Annotated in this window: 13 protein-coding genes; 9 read left to right on the top strand and 4 right to left on the bottom strand. The window is 41.2% G+C overall.

The window, feature by feature from the left end; genetic code table 11:
- Window positions 1–137: 137 nt before the first annotated feature.
- Genes J2S74_RS01995 through J2S74_RS02005 form a run of 3 tightly spaced genes read left to right on the top strand, consistent with a single transcriptional unit; the run spans window position 138 to window position 4,301 of the window.
- Entirely contained in the window at window positions 138–2,519 is a 2,382-nt protein-coding gene (locus J2S74_RS01995; RefSeq protein ID WP_307321131.1) for a DUF8725 domain-containing protein, read from the top strand.
- Window positions 2,512–3,456 carry an ABC transporter ATP-binding protein gene (locus tag J2S74_RS02000; protein ID WP_307321133.1) on the top strand — a complete coding sequence of 315 codons (945 nt, stop codon included), beginning with the start codon at window positions 2,512–2,514 and terminating at the stop codon, window positions 3,454–3,456. The genes J2S74_RS01995 and J2S74_RS02000 overlap by 8 nt, the downstream gene beginning before the upstream one ends.
- Entirely contained in the window at window positions 3,453–4,301 is an 849-nt protein-coding gene (locus J2S74_RS02005; RefSeq protein ID WP_307321135.1) for an ABC transporter permease, read from the top strand. The genes J2S74_RS02000 and J2S74_RS02005 overlap by 4 nt, the downstream gene beginning before the upstream one ends.
- A 391-nt stretch (window positions 4,302–4,692) precedes the next feature.
- Here the strand turns inward: J2S74_RS02005 and J2S74_RS02010 are convergent, their stop codons facing one another.
- Genes J2S74_RS02010 through J2S74_RS02020 form a run of 3 tightly spaced genes read right to left on the bottom strand, consistent with a single transcriptional unit; the run spans window position 4,693 to window position 6,995 of the window.
- Window positions 4,693–6,006: an FtsW/RodA/SpoVE family cell cycle protein gene (locus J2S74_RS02010; protein ID WP_307321136.1), complete on the bottom strand. Its 1,314-nt coding sequence runs from the start codon at window positions 6,004–6,006 to the stop codon at window positions 4,693–4,695.
- Window positions 6,003–6,440, bottom strand: coding sequence for a PadR family transcriptional regulator (locus J2S74_RS02015; protein WP_307321139.1), 438 nt, complete (start codon window positions 6,438–6,440; stop codon window positions 6,003–6,005). Before J2S74_RS02015 ends, J2S74_RS02010 begins: the two co-directional genes overlap by 4 nt.
- 3 nt (window positions 6,441–6,443) lie before the next feature.
- Window positions 6,444–6,995, bottom strand: coding sequence for a sigma-70 family RNA polymerase sigma factor (locus J2S74_RS02020; protein ID WP_307321142.1), 552 nt, complete (start codon window positions 6,993–6,995; stop codon window positions 6,444–6,446).
- A 148-nt stretch (window positions 6,996–7,143) separates the two neighbouring features.
- On the opposite strand from J2S74_RS02020, the gene J2S74_RS02025 reads away from it, so the two are divergent.
- From J2S74_RS02025 to J2S74_RS02045, 5 genes are all read left to right on the top strand, one after another.
- Entirely contained in the window at window positions 7,144–8,004 is an 861-nt protein-coding gene (locus J2S74_RS02025) for a polysaccharide deacetylase family protein (protein ID WP_307321144.1), read from the top strand.
- 139 nt (window positions 8,005–8,143) lie between these two features.
- Entirely contained in the window at window positions 8,144–9,223 is a 1,080-nt protein-coding gene (locus J2S74_RS02030; RefSeq protein ID WP_307321147.1) for a GGDEF domain-containing protein, read from the top strand.
- A 238-nt stretch (window positions 9,224–9,461) separates the two neighbouring features.
- Entirely contained in the window at window positions 9,462–12,230 is a 2,769-nt protein-coding gene (locus tag J2S74_RS02035) for an immunoglobulin-like domain-containing protein (RefSeq protein WP_307321151.1), read from the top strand.
- 181 nt (window positions 12,231–12,411) lie between these two features.
- Window positions 12,412–12,798 carry a nuclease-related domain-containing protein gene (locus J2S74_RS02040; RefSeq protein WP_307321153.1) on the top strand — a complete coding sequence of 129 codons (387 nt, stop codon included), beginning with the start codon at window positions 12,412–12,414 and terminating at the stop codon, window positions 12,796–12,798.
- Window positions 12,799–13,907: 1,109 nt separating this feature from the next.
- Window positions 13,908–15,089, top strand: a complete 1,182-nt coding sequence (locus J2S74_RS02045; protein WP_307321156.1) for a pyridoxal-phosphate-dependent aminotransferase family protein — start codon at window positions 13,908–13,910, stop codon at window positions 15,087–15,089.
- 332 nt (window positions 15,090–15,421) lie between these two features.
- Here J2S74_RS02045 and J2S74_RS02050 read toward each other — a convergent pair whose 3' ends face one another.
- Window positions 15,422–15,826, bottom strand: a complete 405-nt coding sequence (locus J2S74_RS02050; protein WP_307321158.1) for a hypothetical protein — start codon at window positions 15,824–15,826, stop codon at window positions 15,422–15,424.
- 278 nt (window positions 15,827–16,104) lie between these two features.
- Here J2S74_RS02050 and J2S74_RS02055 point away from each other — a divergent pair, with 278 nt between their 5' ends.
- Entirely contained in the window at window positions 16,105–17,412 is a 1,308-nt protein-coding gene (locus J2S74_RS02055; protein WP_307321160.1) for a methyl-accepting chemotaxis protein, read from the top strand.
- The last annotated feature ends 128 nt before the right edge of the window (window positions 17,413–17,540 follow it).

Here is a 17,540-nt window from a genome sequence, read left to right on the forward strand (position 1 = left end):
GATGTTGGAAATTAGCCTAAAAAACTCATCATTTAATCTGGTGAAATATGGTAGATTAAGAGTATTAGTACTATTATTTTTTTTAAAATATTCGTGAAAATTGGCAACATACTAAAAGAGAAAGCAGAGGGTAGGTCATGGAACAAAAATCAAAAAAATGGAATGTTCTAATTTTGTTCGTGCTTTGCTTAACATTTATTGTTCCCCTTTCTTCAGCACTGGCTGAGGGAGAGGAACGTCTCACGGTTTCAACGGAAGTTGGTTTTGATGGAAAGGTGAAACGGCAGCAAGGGTTTCCCATTGCGGTGACCATCACCAATAATGGACCGGATATTTCGGGGGATCTGGTAATTTCCGTTGCACCGGGCTGGAATTCCAGTCATGGAAATATTATTACTGCGGTGGATATTCCAGCGAACAGTGAAAGGACTGTTCGACTCAGTTTGCCAGGCCATGGTGATATGCACAGTTATGGTATGCCAAACATGAATCACATTCGTTTTTACGAGGGGGGCTGGCAGGACGGAAAGGAAGTTAAGTTAGCTGGTCAAACGAGATTGCCACAGCGAATGTATAACGAAGAGGATAGGCTTATTGGATTATTTACGGAGGATCCCGATGTCTTCAACTTCTTGAAAACGGTACGGGTTCCACATGGAAATGCCTATACGCCAATACCGATCGAACCGGATAAGGTGCCGACCGTTTCCATGGGCTTATCCATGTTGGATGCCATTATTACCGATCAGTTCTCCATGACCAATTTAACGACAGAACAACTGCGAGCAATTCAGTCTTGGATATCCAATGGAGGTAGGCTCATAGTCGGGGCGGATCCAGGTGTACAGGAGAATCTTGGATTGCTGTCGGAGCTCCTGCCGATGGGGGAGAATCTTCATTCTGAAACGGTCTCCACTGATTTTTTCAATGAAGAAGATACACGGGAATATCCGTCTGATACAGTAGAGTTCATTACTGGGACCTTGTCTGATAACACAAGGGTAACGAAGCGAACAGAGGAGGATTTGCCGATTATTGCTGTCCGTCCATTTGGAAATGGTGAGGTCATTCAACTGGCCTTCTCTCCAAGTGATCAAACCTTTGCCCAGTGGGACGGTGCTTCCAGATACTGGACCGATGCAGTACAACCTGCATTGAATAACTCGAATGTTTACTACGATTCTATTTATGACCGTTTAACGTGGGGCGTGGCGCGGGCGACGAATTATTTCCCATCCTCCTTTCTGCCATTCTCTGCTCTGGTCATTGTTTTTGTCGTCTATGTTCTGGTGATCTTCCCTGCGATCTATTTCATTTTGAAAAAGATGGATAAGCGGGAGCATTCCTGGTGGATTTTGCCGGCGTTGTCCTTGATCGTTTGCTTAGGTATCTTCGGGTTTGGGGGAAAAGACCGTATCGCCCAGCCCCAATTAAATGAGGTAACCTTGCTGACAGTTGATGAGCAAGGCTTTGGCCAAGGATACGGAAGTCTATCCCTATTAAGCAATCGAAGGGGGAATTATACGATTCACTTAGGCGAAGGAAGCTTTGCCCCATTTCCTATTCTTACAGGCTACTCCATGAATGGAGCCTTATCCAATGTGGGAATTCGTCACCAAGGAGATCAAGTGGATGTCCTGTATAAGGATGTGGAATATTGGTCCATTCGAAACGTGTCAGGTCCGATATTATCCATGGACGTTGGTACCTTGGATGGGGATTTACAAATAAATGATCAGCAAGTGACAGGGACCTTGACGAATAATACGGAACTTGCTTTTTTTGAATTGCTGTTAATGTCTGGCCGTCAAGAGGTCTCCTTAGGCTCTATACAGCCTGGAGAGACCATTGATGTTTCCTTTGAGCTAACGGGGTCCATCCTTACTGCCCCGATGTGGCGGAATCAACCATATAACCTATCGGAGGACATTGGGGAACGGCGGAAGGATGAGCTTCTTCGCTCCCTGCACGATTTGAATATGTTTACCCGCGGGAAGCCTGCCCTAATAGGTTTTTCAGAGGGAAATTTACTCCAAGCATCCCTTGCTGGGCAGGATGCATTAGTGGAACGTTTAAATATTATCGTTCAGCCGTTGGTTGTTGTGGATGCTGTTGGGGGACCTTTTACCCTTAACACAGACGACCTGATGCCTTTTGTCTATATGATGGATGGCCATGGATTTGTGGATTCCCATGATCTTGAGCTTGGTGGACGTAGTGTATATGCTACTGCAGGGACCTTTGCGTTCGAGTTTACGGTACCGGAGGAGCTGTTGGGAGAGGAAACAACCTTCTCTGATTTGGAGATAAAAATAAGGGGCTCCGATAATATAGATTACGAGATTTATAACATAGAAGAGGACAGGTACGAAGCTTTGGGTGAAGTAACTATTTTTGATCAGCCGGAAAAATATATTGCTGAGTATGGCCATATCGTTATCCGCGTTCAAAAAGGGGATATGCCGGAGGAGATGCCAGTACCAGAAGTGTCATTGAAAGGAGAAATTAGCCATGATTGAGACAGTGAATCTAACAAAAAAATATGGCTCCTTTACTGCAGTGGAAGACTTAAATTTATCTATTTCTGAAGGTACTGTGTATGGAGTCGTTGGTCAAAATGGTGCAGGGAAATCTACCACCTTTCAAATCCTTGCAACGCTAATGTCTCCCACGTACGGTTCTGCTTATATTAGCGGATTCGATATTACTAAAGAGCCGGCAAAGGTGCGGCAGGTGATTGGCTATATGCCTGATTTTTTCGGGGTTTATGATCAGTTCAAAGCGGAAGAGTACTTGCATTTTTACGGAGCGAGCTACGGCTTGTCCGTGGCTGAGCGGGAAGAGGTTATTCCCCAGCTGTTAGAACTTGTGAACTTAACAGGGAAACGGGATTCCTACGTGGATTTGTTGTCCCGGGGAATGAAGCAGCGTCTGTGTTTGGCTCGTGCGCTGATACATAACCCGAAGGTATTGATCTTGGATGAGCCCGCTTCTGGTTTAGACCCGCGCGCTCGGGTGGAAATGAGAGAAATATTAAAGGAATTGAAGGCAATGGGAAAAACCATTATCATTTCGTCTCACATATTGCCGGAGCTGGCAGAAATGTGTGACGAGATCGGTGTTATCAATTGTGGACAGTTGGTGGCCACTGGTACCGTTTCTGAGATTCAGACGAAGCTTCAGGTGCATAAAGAAATTATCGTAACTGTAAGCGGAGAAATGGAAAGGGCCGTTCGATTCTTTGAAGGGGAACTGGAGGTATTGAACGTTTCCGTAGTGGAAAATGGTGTTGGCAAGATCCAATTTGGCTTCCGTGGCTCTGACTCGAGCCAGCAAGCCTTGATTAAAAAGGCAGTGTTAGCTGACATTCCATTGTTAGGATTTCAGACGTTGGAAAAAAACCTTGAAGATGTCTTTATGGAGATTATGAAGGAAGTGGAGGTGGAGGGAGAATGAAATCGTTGTTCATGAATCCTGTTTTGAATAAAGAAATTCGTCTTCGGTTCCGGTCGTCGAAAAGCTTCATTGGCATTGCTTCCTACCTATCCATTCTTGGATTGATTTCCTTAGGTTTCATCGGTTTAACGTTGAGTTTTGATGGGGGGACCTTCCGTCCAGAGGAAAGCCGAAGCATGTTCCTGTTGATTAGTATGCTGCAGCTTTCCCTCGTTATTTTTATTACTCCAGGGCTCACAGGAGGAGTAATTAGTAGTGAACGAGAACGGCAGACGCTACCTATTTTGCTGACGACGGCCCAATCTTCTAGCTCTATTATTTTAAGTAAACTGTTTTCCTCGTTGGCTTACTTGCTGTTAATTGTGTTTGCATCAGCACCTTTATATATGATCGTATTTCTGTACGGGGGGATTTCCCCCATGAGCGTGTTGGCAAGCTTTGGCCTTTATACCTTTACGATGTTAGTGATTGGAAGCATCGGTGTCCTTGCTTCTACGGTCATTCGAAAAACCATTATTGCTATGGTGACAACGTATAGTATTGCGTTTTTTCTCACAGGTGGTTTAGCCGTTATCACCTTGATGCTTACTAGCTTTAGCTATACGTTTCAGCAGCAAGGACAGGAGTATATTTGGCCGTTTATATTTGCTTCTATGAATATACCAATCATGTTTTTCTCCGTTTTTGAGGAATCTATCATGACGGAATTTAAACATATGGCCGGCTTCGAATTTTCGCCGTGGATCATCTTTTTTGGTGTGTACGGAGCGGTGATCGTAGGTTCGTTAGCGTTGGCAATCCGAAAGCTGCGGCCGAAGATGCAGGCCAGGGAGTATCCGAAGTAAATAGCGGTCGGATTGAACCATGTTCAGGTTGATACGGTTCATATCGGGAGAAAGAGAAAGAAAGACAGAGTTTGAAGAAGGGTAAAATGAACCTGGTTCAGGTGAACCAGGTTCATTTTGATAAGGTTAAAACCTGGAGAATGGTACAGAAAGAAGGAGCCTGAAGGAGGACAGTTTGTACCCAGAACAGTTTGACCGGAAGTGTCGGGAAAGCGTTGGTATCGCGATAAGTTGGAAGAAAATGGTTCAGGTTAATTGGGATTAAAAGGCTACAGTTCAAACCGGGAGAAAAAGAGAGTAAGCAAGAGCCTGGTGTAGGATAAATGGACCCCAGTTCCGGTTAAACTGATAGAAAAAAGGGTGACGGGAACACATTTCGTCACCCTATTTTCTATGATGAGGTCTCTATTGTTGGCTCCACAATGTCCTTTCGCCGGTAGACGTTCAAAATGAGGCCTAATACAGCAGCGTAAAATAGGAGCATTGTTCCACCGTAGCTGATGAATGGGAGGGAGACTCCCATGATGGGCAGCAAACCTAGGCCCATGAGGATGTTCCAGCAAATGGGAACCGTAAATAATGCTGCACCGCCAATGACTAATAAGCGACCGAATAAATCCTTTGTTTTAAATGCATTAAGGGAAATTCGTAAAATAAACAGTAACAATAGCAAACAAAGGAATATTCCAAATACCCAGCCTAGTGAGTAAACGAGGTATGGGAAGGCAAAATCCGTATGTCCTTCGGGCAAAGGGTTTCCTGTAAGAAGTCCGTTCCCGAACCAGCCTGCCTGTAAAAGGACGTCCCTAATCAACATATTGATATACCCTGCAGTCTGTGCATATGCTTCAGGGTTAAAGAAAGCTAATAACCGATTATACATATGTGGTGTTGAGGTTACTACATAGGTTATTGGAATGAACACAATGAAACCTACAACACAGTTAGTCAACGAAATTTGTATGGCTAATTTCTTTTTTACACCGGAAAAAACAAACATGGCTACTACGGTAAAAAAGTAAATAAAGCTTAACATATAGTTGGGCAGCGCCAGATAGATGAGGATTGGAATCCAGAATAGAAAGAGTAATAACCCTTGCTTTTTCCAAGTCCCATAGTAATTGATTTTGGTAAAAATACCGGCCCAGGCAATGAAAAAGAGAAATAAAGTTATGGTCACGTCGGCTATAAACTCTCCTATTACAATCCATCGTTGGGCTCCGTTAAACTCGAGGCCGAAGAAATGGGTGTATAAAAGCAGGGTCAACGCGACTCCATAAAATACTGGACACAATTTCTTTAATTTTCGATAGTCAAAAAAGAGAAAGCCAAGGATTACTAGGATGGCGAGAGTATACCAGGTTGCTTGCCGTCCAATAAAATAGGGTCCAGGCATTGACAAATGGGGAATTCCGCCTACGAGTGGGAGGAAGCTTATCCCTGCAATAGTGATGAATAGGGCAAGGAGGGACCAATCCATTCTTGCCTTATGAAGGTGGTTTAGATTTTCCCCGATGGTATAGGGGTTGCCCATTTCTTGAATGGCCTTTTGGTCAGCCTCCTCTTTTGTGGTTTCCCCCTTTTGATAGGCGTGACTAAGCTCCTTTAGGTGATTTGTTAGCTCCTTTTTAATCATGCCGTGTGCTACCTTAGACTTCACTTTCGAGGTGACTTTTGTTAAAAATTCATCGAAATTCCTGCTCATGTGGAGGCCTCCTCTAGTAGGTGTTTGAGGGAAGCTCGTTGTTTAGGGGCGTCCTCCTGAACTGCGGCTAAATGTTTTTTCCCTTTGGTAGTTAAGGAATAGTACTTTTTTTCCTCTATCCATTCCGACTGAATAATTCCTTTGTTTTCTAGCAGGTGGAGCAGTGTATAAAGCTGGCCTTCGCTTTTTATAAAGCTATTGTCATTTTTTTGATAAAGGTGGGTGGAAATTTCGTAGCCGTGTTTTTCTTCGTATTGAATGGAGTCTAATATATAGAGTATGGTTTCTTCCTTCCAAAAATGAAGCTGTGGATGTGAGTGTTTTCCTCTTTGTATGGCCTCCTTCACTGCATTTTTTCGCTCATGGGAAAAGGAAAGATCCTTGAAAACTGTTTTTTTCATGGAGTTTTTGAGTTTGTTAAGTGGATCGTTCATCTTCTAAACCTCCTCTTTTATCATGTCTTTGAGCAGTTCTTTCGCTCGTTTTAATCGCGTTTTCACTGTATTTATATTGGTGGTAGTAGTGCTGCTGATTTCTAATAAGGTCAGCTCCTCGTAATAGTGGAGGAACACTATTTCCCTGTATTTGATAGGTAAGGCCATGACAGCCTTGGTAAGGGTCGTTTCCTCATTTTTCGCAATAATCTCTTCTTCCACTTGTTTAGATTTGGAAGGAATGTATTCGGCAATTTTATCGTTAAGGGTGATTTTTCGGTAATGCCAGCTCCGCAAATAGTCCTTACTATGGTTGATAGCTATCCGATATAGCCAAGTTTTCATAGAGGATTGCTGTTTAAAGTCATCTAGCTTTTCATAGCATTTTATAAAGATTTCTTGTGTTAAATCCTCCGCTGTGGTTTGATTTTTTACATATGTATAAACGAGATGAAGAATATCATTTCCATACTTCTCCATCAACTGGTCGATAAGTTGTTCGCGATCGGTTTCATGTTCTTCTGCCGAGACAGCTACTTGCTCCAATTCACTCATCTACGTATCACCCCTTCCTATAGTTTAGACGAAACAAACTCACTTTTGGTTTGAAAAAAACCTTTTAGTGGTAGTGAAATTTAATTTCATAACCATTTTTATATTTTTGATATAATGTGTTAAAAGGGAGTGGGAGGGAGTTGTAGATTTGAGTAATAGAAATGTTATTTTAATCGTATTTACTGTATTTTTCGTCATTACCTTCGGTGCGTGTGAAAATCAAGAGAGAACCGCAGATGGTGAGGAAATGGTCCAGGAGGTTAAAGTAGATTTGAATAAAGTGGAAAAGGAAGACTATATTTTAGAAATTATTGGAGAGTCCCAAAAATTATCTGATCAATATATGGCAAGTATATTGGATTGGCGAGTGGAGGCTCTATCCTTTGCTAAGGAATACGAGCATATTTATCTTAATGGTCGTGATGAAAAAATGGTGGCACTGACCTTTGATGATGGTCCCGATAATAATGTTACTCCTGCTGTAATTGAAATTTTAGAAGATTATGGTGTGAAAGGAGCTTTCTTTTTCGTTGGAGACAATGTGGAAACGTATGCTTCTGTAGTGGGGGATGCTTATGAGAAAGGGCATATTATTGCAAGTCACAGCTACCATCATGTTCAACTGCCCCAGTTAAGCGAGTCAGAGGTGGCAGGACAAGTGAGGATGGCCGAGGAAGCAATTGAAAGAGTTATTGGGAAAAAACCTGCGTTGTTCCGAAACCCTTATGGGGATATCAATGAAGAAGTGGCTGCTATTTTGGATAGGAATGGGTATTCCGTTATCTTGTGGTCCATCGATTCCCTTGACTACGGTCCAGAAATGGAAGGGGATGATATTGTGGATGTAGTGCTAGATAATGTTAGGAATGGGGATATTATATTGATGCATTCTGATTCTAGCAATTCTGCAACGGTAGATGCATTGCCTACCATTATTATAGGGTTACAAGAAAAAGGTTTTGAAATCGTAGATTTAGAAACGATCTTGAATATTAATGCTTATAAATAAATGTGGTTTGTATCATACCGCCCAAACCTGGACTTTTCATGTGATGTGTATGAAATTGGAATTAGTAATAGGTAATTGCCTCTATTTTTATTATAATAGAAAGATAGTTGAGTTTTGGCTGGGGTAGGGGGCTGGGCAATTGTCAGAGCGAATGAATTACAGATATTGGTCGGTGAAAATCCTTAATTTTTATTGGTTATTGGTTGCTGTCTCCATCATCGGCCAATGTGTAGGGTTACTTATCACAACCTACTATTTCCCTGAAGATGTGATGGAATTTGTGGTGGGAAAAATTATTATTCCTACATCCATTCAGTTAGTGATCCTGAGTGTGTGCGTGTATTTGATAAGGGTAAGAAAGATATATAGCTCTAGTTTGATCATAATAGCCGGGACTTTATTAACTTTGGTTATTATTGTGGCTCATCCGAATGTGCCTGGGTTGCAGGTGACCCTATTGTTACCGATGGCTGTAGCTTTAATCTATTTTAATAGGGTGAAATTGCTACTCAGCTTGGTAGTAAATATACTAGGCTTAACTACTATTTACCTCGTGTTCCCGTCCATAAGGCTGGCAGTGACGGAGTATGAATATTTCTCTTATATTTTTGCATTAATAGCCGGTTACATCATTTACTTGGCCATCATCCAGAGGGGGAATGAAGTACTCCAAATGCTCCGGCAAACGGCAAAGAAGGAAAAGGAATTAATGGTAAAAACGGCGCTAATGGAAAAACTATCAAAGGTAGATGCATTAACTGGTTTATATAATCATAAGACATTTCAGGAGTATATGGATCATCTCGTAAAACAAAGCAAAACCTATGCCATGCCACTCCAACTCGCAGTACTTGATATTGATAATTTTAAACAGATTAACGATTCATATGGACATAGTGTGGGAGACCAGGTGTTAACACGTGTGGCAGACGCAATAATAGAAAATGTTTCCCAAGATGATATTGCCGCTCGCTACGGCGGTGAGGAGTTTGCCATTTTACTTACGAACAAAAATATGAAAGTAGCTTTTAATACAATAGAAGAAATTAGAATACATATTGAAAATGTGAAGCATAGAGAGATACAAGGGGAGAAAGTGACGGTCAGCATAGGGCTGAAAAACTATGATCCCAGCTTATCAAAACTAGAATTTTTCCAAGCGACGGATGCCTTGTTATATGAAGCGAAACGAACGGGAAAAAACAGAATAGCAGTTTAACCGAAGTGCACAGTCCTTTTATTTAATAAGAGGGCTTTTTGTTTTTTTGTTTTCTACTATGAAAAATGAAGCAGGATGATTTAACTATTTTCACTCCATAAAACAGGGTTGTTTAAGTGAAAACCGAATGTTAAGACCTATTTATATGTTAAATGTAAAGAAATTGATAGTTTTTATAGTGAGGATTAGCTATAATAATAAAGTATTTTTAGAATTACGTATATTTAGGAGGAGAAATATGAGAACTAGAGTAATGCCTTTATTTTTAGCTATTATTTTATTTTTCTCGCAGTTATCGTCTGCGTTAGTTTTACCAGCAGCCGTTTCAGCGCAGGGGCAGACACAAACGGTAACGCTTGTTGAATGGGATTTTGACGGTGAAAGTCCTGTTGCTACGGGGGGAGTCGACGTTAATGCCCATCAAGAATTCCAGATAGCAGGTGCTAACATTACTGGCTATGTTGCAGGTAATGGTACTGGTTCGAGAGCAATTAACTCTAGCGGATGGAATACTTCCGAGGATAGTTACTGGTTTGCAGCATTTTCCACGGAGGGCTTTGAGGAGATAAGTTTTTCCTCTAGGCATTTTGGTTCCCTTACTGGACCAAGAGACTTTACAGTAGAATACAGTCTAAACGGTGAAAACTGGTTAGATGTACCGGGAACGGATATTACAGTAGGGAATAATTGGACGTCAGGAGTATTGGCGAACATTTCCCTTCCAGAAGAGGTAAATGACCAGGAAACGGTTTATTTGAGGTGGTTAAATACATCCAATGTTTCCATTAGAGGAGATAATGTCGCTGGAGGCGGGACAAACCGAGTGGACGATGTGGTCATTCAAGGTGTTCCCCTAGATGGAGCGATGGACCCGGGTGAGCCTGAGGAGCCGGGGGACGGAATTGTCAGTCTTTCTACTGCTCGAGGCATGATGGGGCAGGAGGTTACCGTCCAAGGTGTGGCGAATATTGATCAAGGTTTATTACAAAATGGTAGATTTTCTTTATACATTCAAGATGAGGAAGCGGGAATACAGCTATTTAACTTCAATGAAAATCTTTTTCCGGCAGTAAAAGAAGGGGATTTAGTGAAGGCCACTGGTATCGTTGGGGAGCATACCGGAGTTACCCAATTACAAGTGTCGGAGGTGGAAATCCTTGAGACAGGTCAAGATATTCCTGTGAAAAAAATTGATTTGTCCACTTACATGAATGCTAGTTTAGCTGACTCCTACGAAGGGCAGCTTGTGAGATTCGAAGGTTATATCCGCAACATCAACGATTACTTCAATGGCGGAGTTTCTATTTCCATTATAAATGACGATTTTGATGCAGTAGATATTCGTGTGTGGCAAAGCACGGGGATTGATTTAGAGCAACTAGAGGAACATACGTGGTATGAGGTTACGGCAATTTCCAGCAAATTTAACACGAACTATCAGGTCTTAGCAAGAAGTAACGATGACTTTGTTAAGTTGGAGGAGCAGCGCCCAGCACCGACGACGTTGAATCGTGAGTTCGAAGTGGAAGTGACCCATGTTACAGACGGGGATACGATCCGTTTAGCAACGCCTGTTCTTGGTGCAACGAACGTCCGTTTCTTGAACATGGACACGCCAGAAACCTATCATACGGTTCGTAACGAACTAGATGAAAATCAAATGCGTCACGGTAATAATGCAACGGCGTATATGCAAACGATGTTGAGTGACGGGGATACGGTTATTTTGAAATTAGGGGAAGAGCCGTTAGACGCTTTCGGCCGTTTGTTAGCAGAGGTTTATACTGTTGACGGTTTGAACACGAATTTAGAGATGGTAAGGGCTGGTTATGCTTCCACTTACTTTATCTATCCATTTGAAGATGAGAAGGTAGAAGAATATTCGGAAGCGGCAAAATATGCCCGTAAGAATCAGCTTGGGATCTACAATCCTGAGGATCCATTGTTGGAGGAGCCGTTTGTGTTCCGTGCAAGAGAACGTGGCGACAGCGGACTATCCCGTTATGTAGGGAACTTCCGCACGAAGGAATATGTAGCACCGGATCATTACGCTATTATTGAGCCGGAGTATCGTGTATTTTTTACACGGGCGCAAGCGGAAGCACTTGGCTATACTCCTTTACAATTGACAGACCGAGAAGCCATTGATATGGACAAAAATGCATTGGGGATAGGTTTCCAAGGGACAGACTCCCCTAGTGGTGTCGTTTCTGATGTAGCATTAGAAACAACGGGCTCATACGGGTCTACAATTACATGGGAATCAAGCAATGAAGCGGTTATTTCCGTTGATGGAGTGGTGACCAATCCTAAGTATGAAGCTGTGGAGGTTATTTTAACAGCTACCCTTGTAAAGGGAGAGTTAGTGGAAACGAAAGAATTCACTTTGCTTGTACTACCTGAAATTGTTGAGCTTGTGAGCTGGAATTTTGACGGGGAATCAGAAGTGGCCACTGGCGGTATTGAGGAAAACGTAGGCAGTGAGATTCGTACAGTAGGCTCCTCCATTACAGGTTATGTTGCCGGTTTCGGTAGTGGTTCTAGAGCAGTGAATGCTAACGGATGGCATGAAGGGGAAGGACATTGGTTAGTAGAATTCACCACTTTAGGCTATAAAAATATTGCACTATCTTCTAGACAGTTTGGCTCCAACACTGGTCCAAGGGATTTCCGAGTGGAGTATAGTGTGGACGGTGAAAACTGGACAGCAGTGGACGGCAGTGAAATTGTTGTCGGAAACAACTGGAATTCCGGCGTAACAGATAATTTAGTTTTACCCGCGGAAGTGGAAAATCAGGAAATAGTTTTTGTGAGATGGTTGAATGTTTCTAATGTGTCCGTTGCGGGTGGAACAGTTGGTTCAGGTGGAACGAGCCGGATCGATGACATTGTTATTACTGGAAATGAAGGTCTATTTAATGTAGTATGCTTCCCAGGTAAAGGGAAAATGAAAGGACAAGACGTTTTCCCTGGAAAAGGAAAAGGATTGGCGAAATTCTGTAATTAAGGGTTTTGGAAGGAGGAGCGTTACTCTCTTGGTGAAGAGAGTAGCGCTTTTTTTATGGGGGGCGCAATTGCAGTGAAATATGTCAACTTTAGTAATATTTCTTGGGCAATATTGTCGGGGAATGATGTGTGATGTATGATACTTTTGATTTTTAAAAAATATATAGGAATGGAAGTTGATCATGACGATTATTAAGCCACGCAGTCCATCGTTAGAGTTAAGAGTGATGTCATCTTTGAGTTTACGAATGGAATTTAGTAAGGAAGAAAAGGAACGATTGTACGCTATTCGAAAAGGTTACGAAGGAGAGGTCCAGTTTGATAAGTTTTATGAGAATTGTCCAAGTAACTGGCTAGTTTTAAATGATTTATGGTTGAAGAATAGTAACGCTACTTTTCAAATTGACAGTTTGCTCCTTACTCCCCAAGCAAATTATGTTTTCGATATAAAAAATAATGAAGGGGAGTATGAACTTAATGATGGCCGTTTTTATAAGAATGGTTCAGAAACAAGAAATAACCCCCTAACTCAATTGCAACGCTTGATACCTATTACTGAAACCTCTTGAAGCAATTGTGTAATGTAAACTTTCCTGTAATCTCTACCTTGACGTTTGTCAATCCAGAATACACCTTATTTGGGGATATTCGTGATCATCCCATAAAGCTACCAACTCAAATGAAGAGTTTTTTTGAACAATTAAAGTAAAAGAGTATTGGCAGTGGGATTGAAAAGCCTACCCAGCAGCAGGTGAATCTAGCAAATCAGATACTATCTGTGCAGTTGGGGGAGACCCCTTATTTTAGTGTGCCGGACTATGATTATGAGGGGCTTCGAAAGGGAATGATGTGTGCTTGTTGCAGTGGGTTTTTGGCTGCCCCTGTTAGGAATAAACAAACTATTGTTTGCCACCAATGTGAGCATATAGAAAATGTGACGAGTTGCATTTTGCGTAGTATTGAAGAGTTCAGAATGCTGTTTCCTGACGAGAAATTAACAACTGATATTATTTGGAAATGGTGTAGAGTGATTGATTGTAAATGGAGAGTTATACGAGTTTTAAGGACGAATTTTAAAAGGATTGGGTCTTCTAGTTTAGCTTACTATGTTGATAAGTCCTTGGATTGAAGTGACATAGTGAAAGTATTGAAAGATGAGTGTATTTGAAAGGTTGAAGTGTCAAAGGGGTGAGGCGGAATTGACAGTTGGGCGAGTATGGAAGGCTGAAGTGTCAAAGGTTGGAGGAAGTATTGACAGTTGAGAAGGTATGGAAGGCTGAAGTGTCAAAGGATGGAAGAAGTATTGACAGTTGAGAAGGTATGGAAGGCTGAAGTGTCAAAGGTTGGAGGAAGTATTGACAGTTGAGCGAGTATGGAAGGCTGAAGTGTCAAAGGTTGGAGGAAGTATTGACAGTTGAGAAGGTATGGAAGGCTGAAGTGTCAAAGGTTGGAGGAAGTATTGACAGTTGAGAAGGTATGGAAGGTTGAAGTGTCAAAGGATAGTAAAAGTATTGACAGTTTAAGAAGAAATAAATGGTTTTAAGAAATAGTCCCCCTTATCACTGTAATCAAAAAGACATTCCACCCAAAAAGAGGTAATTTCGTATTCACGTCGAAGACTTACACGTATTAAATTAATGCAATAAACTTTTGCGTGAACTTAGAGGGGGATGAAATCATGAGAAATGAAGAGATGTTGCTTGTACCGGGTCCGACTCCGGTTGTGGATTCCATTTACGATGCGATGGGTCAGGAAACACGTGGACATACGGATCCAAGATTTGCGGCTATTTATAAGCGGGCTATCGACCGCACGAGAGAGATGCTGCAAACGGATGGTGAGGTGTTTGTCATTTCCGGTTCAGGTACGGTTGCTATGGAGATGGCACTTGTGAATACGGTTACATCTGGGGAAAGACTGTTGATCATTAGCCAAGGTTTCTTTGGGGACCGTTTCCTACCATTGGCAAAGGCTTTCGGTATTGAAGCGGATGTTATTCAAGCGGAGTGGGGGAAGCAGGTTGATCCGGATATTGTGGAAAAGAAGCTTGCTCAAACGACATATAAGGCAGTGACCCTAACCCATGCGGATACGTCGACGGGTGTTGCAGCTGACCTTGATACCCTTGTGCCGATTATTAAGAAGCATGGCGCCCTGGTTATTTTAGATGGCGTTTGTGCCACAGCGGCCATGGAAGAGGATATGAGCAAAACCTACGGACAAGAAGGGGCCGACGGGAAAATCGATGTAGTTTTGACAGGATCGCAGAAGGCAATTGGGGTACCACCAGGTCTAGCAATCGTTGCATTTAACCAAACTGCCCTTGCTGCCCGGGAAAAAATTGAGCAGGTTCCGGCGTACTATTGTGATATTTATAACTGGCTACCAATAATGCATGATCCAACTAAATATTTTGCTACGCCGCCGGTCAATCTTATTTATGCTTATGACGAGGGAATGAAACTGGTTTTGACAGAAGGGATGGAGAATCGTTACAAACGTCATGAGGCATTTGGAAAAGCAGTAAGGGCAGCCTTAGCTGTATATGGAATGAAGGCGCTTGCTAATGAAGAGGCTGCAGCAGCTACATTAAGCTGCATTCTTTATCCTGATGGAGTGAACGATGCTAAATTTAGGGCGACATTAGGAAAAAAAGGAGTTATTGTAGCAGGAGCACTGGCTCATCTTGCTGGAAAAGCGTTCCGGATCGGCCATATGGGGAATACGACAGAAGCCATGCTAGAAGAAGCGGTGACCCACATTGGTGAAACCCTTATTGAACTAGGTAAAGACGTAAATATAACCGAAGCAAGAGAACATTTCACGGAAACTTTCCACATGCACACGTCCCGTTCATAGAAATCTAATGATTAAACCCCGCTGAGCAGTATATCATTGTCTGTTCAGCAGGGTTATTTTTTTACCAAAAATTCATTTCGTTAAATAGTTGATGTATTTTTGATGGTGGAATGAGCACTTTTCCATCAGTTTTTGTGCTTCCTTCTTGCACTTACTTTTGTCTGCAGTTCTTAAATAAAGGTTTGCTTTGTGGTTATGCCAAGTTCTTAATATTGCAAAAACAAAACTTTTAATCATAAACATCAAGCCCCCTCATTTATCTAGTAATTAAATTATGAAGTGTTTGATTACATACCCTTTTTAATCAAACATGAAACATGTGGGGAGTTCTGTTAAGCCCTGCTGGATTCCTTCAATTCTTTAAGGAATTTATAGCCCATGATAAAACCGGTGATAAAATATTCATCGGCTTCTTTTCCTGCACATCGATTATAGGTTGAATCGATTTCCATTAATGCCTTCTTTTGTTCCGGGGTGGAGGCGAGGTCCATAGCATGCTGGAATGCCGCGATGGCATGCTCCGTTGCGTCCCTATCTATCGTGGAACTTGATCCTCTGTTGAGTTCATATTGTAAGAGCTTTGTTTGCGCTATTTCTTTAATTACTTCTATCATGCCATTTTCATAGGCTGTTTCAAAAGGGTTTAAAGGATCATTTTTCATATTATCATTGTTATGGGCATCGAAATAAACGTCTAATAATTTTTCAAATGGAACCATCGATATTTTGTTCACCATTCACGCACTCCTTTTAAATGAAAGTAATCTATGAAACTAGTTTTAACAAAGATTTTAGTTTCTAAACCTGATTTATCTAGCTCCTAAGTATTTTTTAGTTGCTTGTAATTAGTAGGACTATCTTATTAACTTTCCTGTTTATAGTAGATATCCGTCGAAAAATGTCAGATTATGTTTTTGTTAGGTAGCTTGTTTTGCTATAGTTGTATATATGTAACTTTAGGTTTGCTACGAAAGAACTAATAAAGATTATCAAGGTATAAAAGGGGAGACATCTAATGGGGAACAAAAGAGGAACTTACAAAATGAGAAAATGGAAACTAAATTTACAATGGAAGCTCACAATGATGATTGTCGTATTATTTTTCATAATTACATCCCTTAGTACGATTGCTACGGGAATAGCACAGAATTACATAGAGGATTTATTACTAATGAACATTATAACCGGTGCCATTACTATTTTATTAGGGGCAATTGGTGCTTTTATTATTATAAGAATTATGATTAGGAAACCTCTAAAAGAGTTAACGAAGTTTGCCAATGCTTTTAAGGAAAACGATTATTCGAAAAAAATAGAGTTAAAAACGGGAGACGAGTTTGAGAAGCTGGCAGACGTTTTTAACGACACATCGACTCAAATGGAAAAATTGATTCAAGAAATAAAAGACTCAAGCAAAACGTTACAGGAGAAGTCAAGTAATATCAAAATTTCCCTAGATGAAACATTAATGTCTTCCGAACAGATTGCCAATAGTACAGAAGATTTCTCTAATTCAACGGAACAGCTGGCGGAGGAATTTAAAAAAATTGCTACGGAGGCCAATGAAACTGCTGCTGGCATTCAACAATTTTCTGCTAGTGTGGAGCAGGTGGACGATTCTGCATCGGATGTCCTACAACAAGCAGGAGAAGGAGTAGGAGCAATTAATGAAACCATAAGAAAAGCGGATATTACGAAAAGCCTGGTAATCCGTACCATTGAACAGGTAACCCTATTAAGTGAAAAATCAAATGCCATTAATGATATTATTAGCATCATTAATGGGATCTCGGAGCAAACAAATTTATTAGCCTTAAATGCCTCCATTGAAGCAGCCAGAGCTGGAGAGTCTGGGAGAGGTTTTGCAGTAGTTGCTAATGAGGTGAGAAAGCTTGCCACCGAATCTAAAAAGTCCACGGATGAAATTCAGGCTCTAATTCAAGACATTCAATCTTCTATAACAGATATCGTTAAAGTATCTAGATTAAGTGGGGAAGAAATTGAGAGTGTCGTTGAAGAAGTAAGAAATACGGAAAAGACGATTTACAATATTAATAGTGCAACCACGGTTATAAAAGAACAAACGAAAGAAATTTCCGATACGATTAAGCAGCTTAGCCAAAGTACTGTACATGTGAATGACTCTATTAATACGACATCACAGGTATTTGAGGAAGCAAAGGCAAGTTCACAGGAAATTGCTGCCTCGACTGAACAGCAGACGGCTACTGTTAATGAATTAGCGGATATGAGTAGGGAACTCCAGCAGCTTTCTACTTACCTTGACAAACTTGTGAAGAAATTCAATGTTTCCAAAGTTTAATTAGTAATTTAAAACCTGGTGAAAACATTTCAATAATTGAGTAACCTATATAAATTAAAAAGGGTTACTCTATTATTTTGTCATTCATGAAAAAATAGGAACACATTCCTATTAAAATTTGGATATAT

Origin of the sequence: Evansella vedderi, from assembly GCF_030813435.1 — a bacterium.
GTDB lineage: Bacteria > Bacillota > Bacilli > Bacillales > Salisediminibacteriaceae > Evansella > Evansella vedderi.

What these genes read in the sequence shown, in the direction of transcription:
- J2S74_RS01995 (WP_307321131.1), top strand. Translation starts at nt 138, where the DNA reads ATGGAACAAAAATCAAAAAAATGGAATGTTCTAATTTTGTTCGTGCTT.
- J2S74_RS02000 (WP_307321133.1), top strand. Translation starts at nt 2,512, where the DNA reads ATGATTGAGACAGTGAATCTAACAAAAAAATATGGCTCCTTTACTGCA.
- J2S74_RS02005 (WP_307321135.1), top strand. Translation starts at nt 3,453, where the DNA reads ATGAAATCGTTGTTCATGAATCCTGTTTTGAATAAAGAAATTCGTCTT.
- J2S74_RS02010 (WP_307321136.1), bottom strand. Translation starts at nt 6,006, where the DNA reads ATGAGCAGGAATTTCGATGAATTTTTAACAAAAGTCACCTCGAAAGTG.
- J2S74_RS02015 (WP_307321139.1), bottom strand. Translation starts at nt 6,440, where the DNA reads ATGAACGATCCACTTAACAAACTCAAAAACTCCATGAAAAAAACAGTT.
- J2S74_RS02020 (WP_307321142.1), bottom strand. Translation starts at nt 6,995, where the DNA reads ATGAGTGAATTGGAGCAAGTAGCTGTCTCGGCAGAAGAACATGAAACC.
- J2S74_RS02035 (WP_307321151.1), top strand. Translation starts at nt 9,462, where the DNA reads ATGAGAACTAGAGTAATGCCTTTATTTTTAGCTATTATTTTATTTTTC.
- J2S74_RS02040 (WP_307321153.1), top strand. Translation starts at nt 12,412, where the DNA reads ATGACGATTATTAAGCCACGCAGTCCATCGTTAGAGTTAAGAGTGATG.
- J2S74_RS02045 (WP_307321156.1), top strand. Translation starts at nt 13,908, where the DNA reads ATGAGAAATGAAGAGATGTTGCTTGTACCGGGTCCGACTCCGGTTGTG.
- J2S74_RS02050 (WP_307321158.1), bottom strand. Translation starts at nt 15,826, where the DNA reads ATGGTGAACAAAATATCGATGGTTCCATTTGAAAAATTATTAGACGTT.
- J2S74_RS02055 (WP_307321160.1), top strand. Translation starts at nt 16,105, where the DNA reads ATGGGGAACAAAAGAGGAACTTACAAAATGAGAAAATGGAAACTAAAT.